The sequence below is a fragment of the Nocardioides sp. P5_C9_2 genome (assembly GCF_054049555.1).
Genome location: NZ_JBFUMD010000347.1, coordinates 1 through 4,279, shown reverse-complemented (window position 1 = coordinate 4,279; position 4,279 = coordinate 1). Strand labels below are relative to the sequence as shown.

Below are 4,279 nucleotides of genomic sequence, written 5' to 3'. Positions count from 1 at the left end.
GTCTCGGCCAGTCGCAGGTCACCCAGCAGGCCCTCCCCGACGTCGGTCAGCTCGGCGAACTCGAGCTCACCGTCGGCGTCCTTCTGCAGGAACAGCATGTCCAGGATGCGGATGAGCCCCCGGTCGACGTAGTCGGCGAGGATGGGCGCGAGCGTGCCGTCCCCGAAGTTCTCGGTGGGGAACTCGACGACGAGCCAGTCCACCGGGCCGAGATCGTCCAGGGAGCGACTGGCGTCGCCCTCCTGCTTGGTTGCAGCAACCCCCATCAGGGTCACCACCTCTCTTGTCGGAACTCTCTGTCCTGCTGATCGAAGCACCGCCGGCACCACCTCGCATCGCCCACCGCCCGCCTCACCCGGGTGGGGTGCAGGCGCCCGGTCCACCCGGGTGAATCAGCCCGGGCGGGTGAGGCAACCGGCGGCGGTCCGCCGGATGCTGGGAACGTGCTCCAGCGCTACACGGAGGTGGGCGTCGACGCCAGACGTCGGCACGGGGACCGGACCGTCGACCGGTTGGCGTCCTACGGCCTCGCGGAGCCGCTCCTGAGGATCGTGGTCGCGCCGCCGTCGGAGTCGCGGACCCGCCCGGACGACCCGGCCGACGACTGGCTGGGACTGTCCCCGGAGGGGCACGGCCTCGCCGACCGGCTGGCCCTGGACCTGTCCGGCACCGACGTCTGCCAGGTGCTCTCGGCTCCGGGGCTTCGCTGCCGGCAGACGGTGATGCCGCTGGCCGTGCGCCGMGGGCTCGACGTCGAGCCGACCGCGGTCCTGGCGAGGGGCGCAGACGTCGCGACGCTCGCGGACCTCGTCATCAGCCCGGCGCTGCCGGACGCCGTGCTGTGCGTCGACGCGACGACGCTGCGGAGGCTGGCCGCCCACCTGCGCCACYCGAACCGGGCATCGGCCCGACTCATGAGTGCCTGGACGAGCGTCGGGTGGGTGCTGACGCTGGTGCCGCAGGACGAGGGGCCGAGCATCGGCGGGGTGCTGACACCCGTGCGGCGTGCATCGTCCAGGTCAGATTCACCTGAGTGAAGGCCGCAACAGGGGATGTCGGCGACGGCGGAGGGGGGCACCGTGGCGGCATGCAGGCGTACCAGTTCGCGGGCCGTTCGGGCGGGGACCCGGTTCCCTACCGGTTCGTCGTCCGCGGGGACCTGCGTGACCGCTTCCCTGATGCGTTCCGCGGGCTCTCGACGCGGGGTGAGGAGGGCCTCACGGTCATCAGCGGCGACATCATCGACCAGGCCCAGCTGATCGGGGTGATCGTCTGGCTCGGCGACTGCGGGGTCGAGATCATCAGCGTCACACCGGCCGGGAAGGGCCTTTCGTAGTCCCCGGCGGGACCTAAGCCCCGGGTGCGCCCGCTGCGCCCGCCCCTATCGTGGAGCGATGACACGGGGGACGCGCGAGGGGGCGGGGTCGCTCCGGGACGCGGCAGCGCCGCTGACCCCGGTGCCGCAGTCCAAGCTCCGGTTCCCCGCGCTGCGCCCGGACCTCGTGGCCCGACCGCGACTGCTCTCCCCGCTGCTCGACACCGAGGCGCGGCTGGTCCTGGTCTCGGCCCAGGCGGGCTTCGGCAAGTCCGTGCTCCTGGCCCAGTGGGCGGTCGAGGACCCTCGCCGGTTCGCCTACGTCGCCCTGGAGACGTCGGACAACGACCCGGTGTCGTTGTGGACCGGCATCGTCGCGTCGATGCGCCAGGTGGATCCGTCGTTCGGGACGAGCGTCGAGCCGATGCTCCACTCGATCGGCGGCCTTGCGGTGGAGGTCCTGGTCCGGCGGCTGCTGCTGGACTTCGAGAGCCTGCAGGAGCCGGTCGTGCTCGTGCTCGACGACTACCAGCTCGTGCGGACCCGGGCGTGCCACGAGTCCATCGAGCTCCTGATCAGCCATGCCCCGCCGCAGCTGCACATCGCGCTGGCGACGCGCTTCGACCGGCCGCTGCGGGTCGGACGCCTCCGGGCCTCCGGCGAGCTCCTGGAGCTCCGCGCCCACGACCTGGCCTTCTCGGTCGAGGAGACCCACCTGCTGATGGACGCGGCGCTCGTCCCGCCCCTGGGTCGCCGCGACTCCGCCCGCCTCCACGAGCGCACCGAGGGCTGGCCGGCAGGGCTGCAGCTGGCCCTGCTGAGCCTGCGAGCTGCCGACGACCGCACCGCGTTCCTCAGCTCCTTCGGCGGCTCGAACATGCACGTGATGGACTACCTCACCGAGGTCGTGCTCGCCTCCCTCAGCGAGGAGGCGCGGGCCTTCCTCGTGGACACCTCGATGCTGTCTCGACTGACCGGCTCGCTGTGCAACGCCGTCACCGGCAGGGAGGACGGGGCCGACCTGCTGCAGGAGCTCGGCCGGTTGAACCTCTTCCTGGTCCCGCTGGACGACGAGCGCCTCTGGTACCGCTACCACCACCTCTTCGCCGAGTTCCTGGCCCAGGAGCTCGGGTCGACCGACCCCGCACGCCGGGCCGAGCTGCACCGGCGGGCGTCGCGGTGGTTCGCCGACTCCGGAGACGTGAGCCAGGCCATCGAGCACGCCATCGCCGCCTCCGACCTCGACGAGGCCACCGACCTCGTGCTGTCGCACTGGGCGGTCCGTGTCTTCCGGGGCCGCCTGGCGACGGTCGCGGCGTGGCTCGACGCCTTTCCCGCCGGCCACGTCGCCTCCTCGGCCCCGCTGAGCGTCGCTCGCGCGTACGTGTGCGGCCTGCAGGGCCACCAGGACGAGGCCCGGCTCGCCGTCGAGCAGGCGCTGCGCGCCGCCACCCCCGGTCAGCGGATGCCCGACGGAGCCAGCCACGTCGAGCACTCGGTCGCCCTGATCCGCGCGATGCTGGTCTGGGGCGACGCCGAGGGCCAGCAGACGGCCGCTCGGTCGCTGGACGAGCTGCACCCCGACTTCGCTCCCGAGTTCCAGGCCCTCTCCACCTTCGCGACCGGGTTCGGACTGTTCCTGGCGGGTGATCACGAGCAGGCGCTGCCCCACCTGCAGCGGGCCGTGGTGCTGGGGGCGGAGACGGCGACCTGGGTGAGCGTGATGGACGCCATGGGCATCGAGGCCCAGATCGCTCTCGGGCGCAGCTCCCCGGAGGAGGCGTGCGCGCTGGCGGAGCTGACGGTGGCCCGGGCCGAGGAGAACGGCCTCGGCGACCTGCCCCACGCCGGCTACTACGTCGCGACCCTGGGAGCGGCGATGGCGCGATGCGGGCAGGTGTCCGAGGGGGATCCGCTGCTGGCGCGCGGCATCGAGCAGTTCGGCGAGTGGGACCTGCTGCTGGCCGCCCACCTGCGCCTGATGAGGGCTCCGGTACGTCGCCGCCTCGGGGACGTGGACGGGGCGCGGGCACTGCTGGAGGAGGCCAAGTCGTTGCTCGCCCGCTGCGGTGACACGGGGTTCATCGGTCGGCTGGTGCCCCACCTGGAGCGGTCGCTCACGACCTCGCACCGCAGGGGGGAGGGACGCACCGACCTCACCGACCGCGAGCTCGACGTGCTGCGCCTCATGGCCCAGGGGCTCACCAAGCGCGACATCGCCCACCAGCTCTTCCTGTCGTTCAACACGATCCACTCCCACACGAAGTCGATCTACACGCGGCTGGACGTCCGCAGCCGCACCGAGGCGATCGCCCGGGCCCACAGCCTCGAGCTGATCTGACTCCAGTCACAGCACCCGGTCCGGGTGGTCAGACGCCCTCGACGGCGTCGATCCTCGACGTACGGACCGCTTCGACGAATGCGGCATGGTCCCGGGCGTTCTGGTCGGCGTAGCGCTGGGAGAAGTCCGTGATCGCCCGGTCGAAGGTGTCGTCGTCACCCAGGTAGGCGGCGATGGCGATGGGGTCCCCCGAGCGGGCGTGCGCGCGGGCCAGCGTCCAGCCGCAGAGCCGACCGTAGAACGCCAGCGTCCCGGCGGACATCTGGTCGACCAGCGCCGAGCCCTTCATGTCGCGGAGCTGGCGCCAGTAGAAGTACCGACCCTCCTCCTCACCCTTGGTCCACCCCAGGAAGATGTCGCTCGTCCCCTGCATGAGGCGCTGGCCGTGCACGACCCGTTGCCCGGGTTGGGTGAACCGACTCTTGGGCAGGGGGCCCTCGAGCACCGACGAGGTGGCCTCCTTGACCTGCAGGAACAGCGGGTCCGTCTCGTCCACCCCCTGCAGGAGCGCGATGAAGGCCCTGGTCCCGACGCTGCCCACGCCGACCACCTTGCGGGCGAAGTCCACGACCTCGAACTGCTGGAGAAGGTGGCGACGGTCGTGCTGGAGCGAGGCCCGGTAG

5 protein-coding genes are annotated in these 4,279 nt (G+C 72.0%); 3 read left to right on the top strand and 2 right to left on the bottom strand.

What is annotated here, in order from left to right; translation table 11 throughout:
* Window positions 1-266 (bottom strand): hypothetical protein (locus ACXJKL_RS15725; RefSeq protein ID WP_457207972.1); only part of this gene is annotated, 266 nt, incomplete at its 3' end.
* A 177-nt stretch (window positions 267-443) separates the two neighbouring features.
* Here ACXJKL_RS15725 and ACXJKL_RS15720 point away from each other — a divergent pair.
* The 3 genes from ACXJKL_RS15720 to ACXJKL_RS15710 are packed head-to-tail and all read left to right on the top strand — an operon-like array spanning window position 444 to window position 3,656.
* Window positions 444-1,037 (top strand): hypothetical protein, encoded by a 594-nt coding sequence (locus tag ACXJKL_RS15720; RefSeq protein ID WP_457207971.1) that lies wholly within the window; start codon window positions 444-446, stop codon window positions 1,035-1,037.
* 50 nt (window positions 1,038-1,087) lie between these two features.
* Window positions 1,088-1,336 (top strand): hypothetical protein, encoded by a 249-nt coding sequence (locus ACXJKL_RS15715; protein WP_457207970.1) that lies wholly within the window; start codon window positions 1,088-1,090, stop codon window positions 1,334-1,336.
* A 58-nt stretch (window positions 1,337-1,394) separates the two neighbouring features.
* A complete protein-coding gene (locus tag ACXJKL_RS15710; RefSeq protein WP_457207969.1) occupies window positions 1,395-3,656 on the top strand; it encodes a LuxR C-terminal-related transcriptional regulator in 2,262 nt (753 codons plus the stop codon).
* Between the two features lie 28 nt (window positions 3,657-3,684).
* Here the strand turns inward: ACXJKL_RS15710 and ACXJKL_RS15705 are convergent.
* On the bottom strand, window positions 3,685-4,279 hold a 595-nt coding region (locus ACXJKL_RS15705; protein WP_457207968.1), incomplete at its 5' end, for a DUF2252 family protein.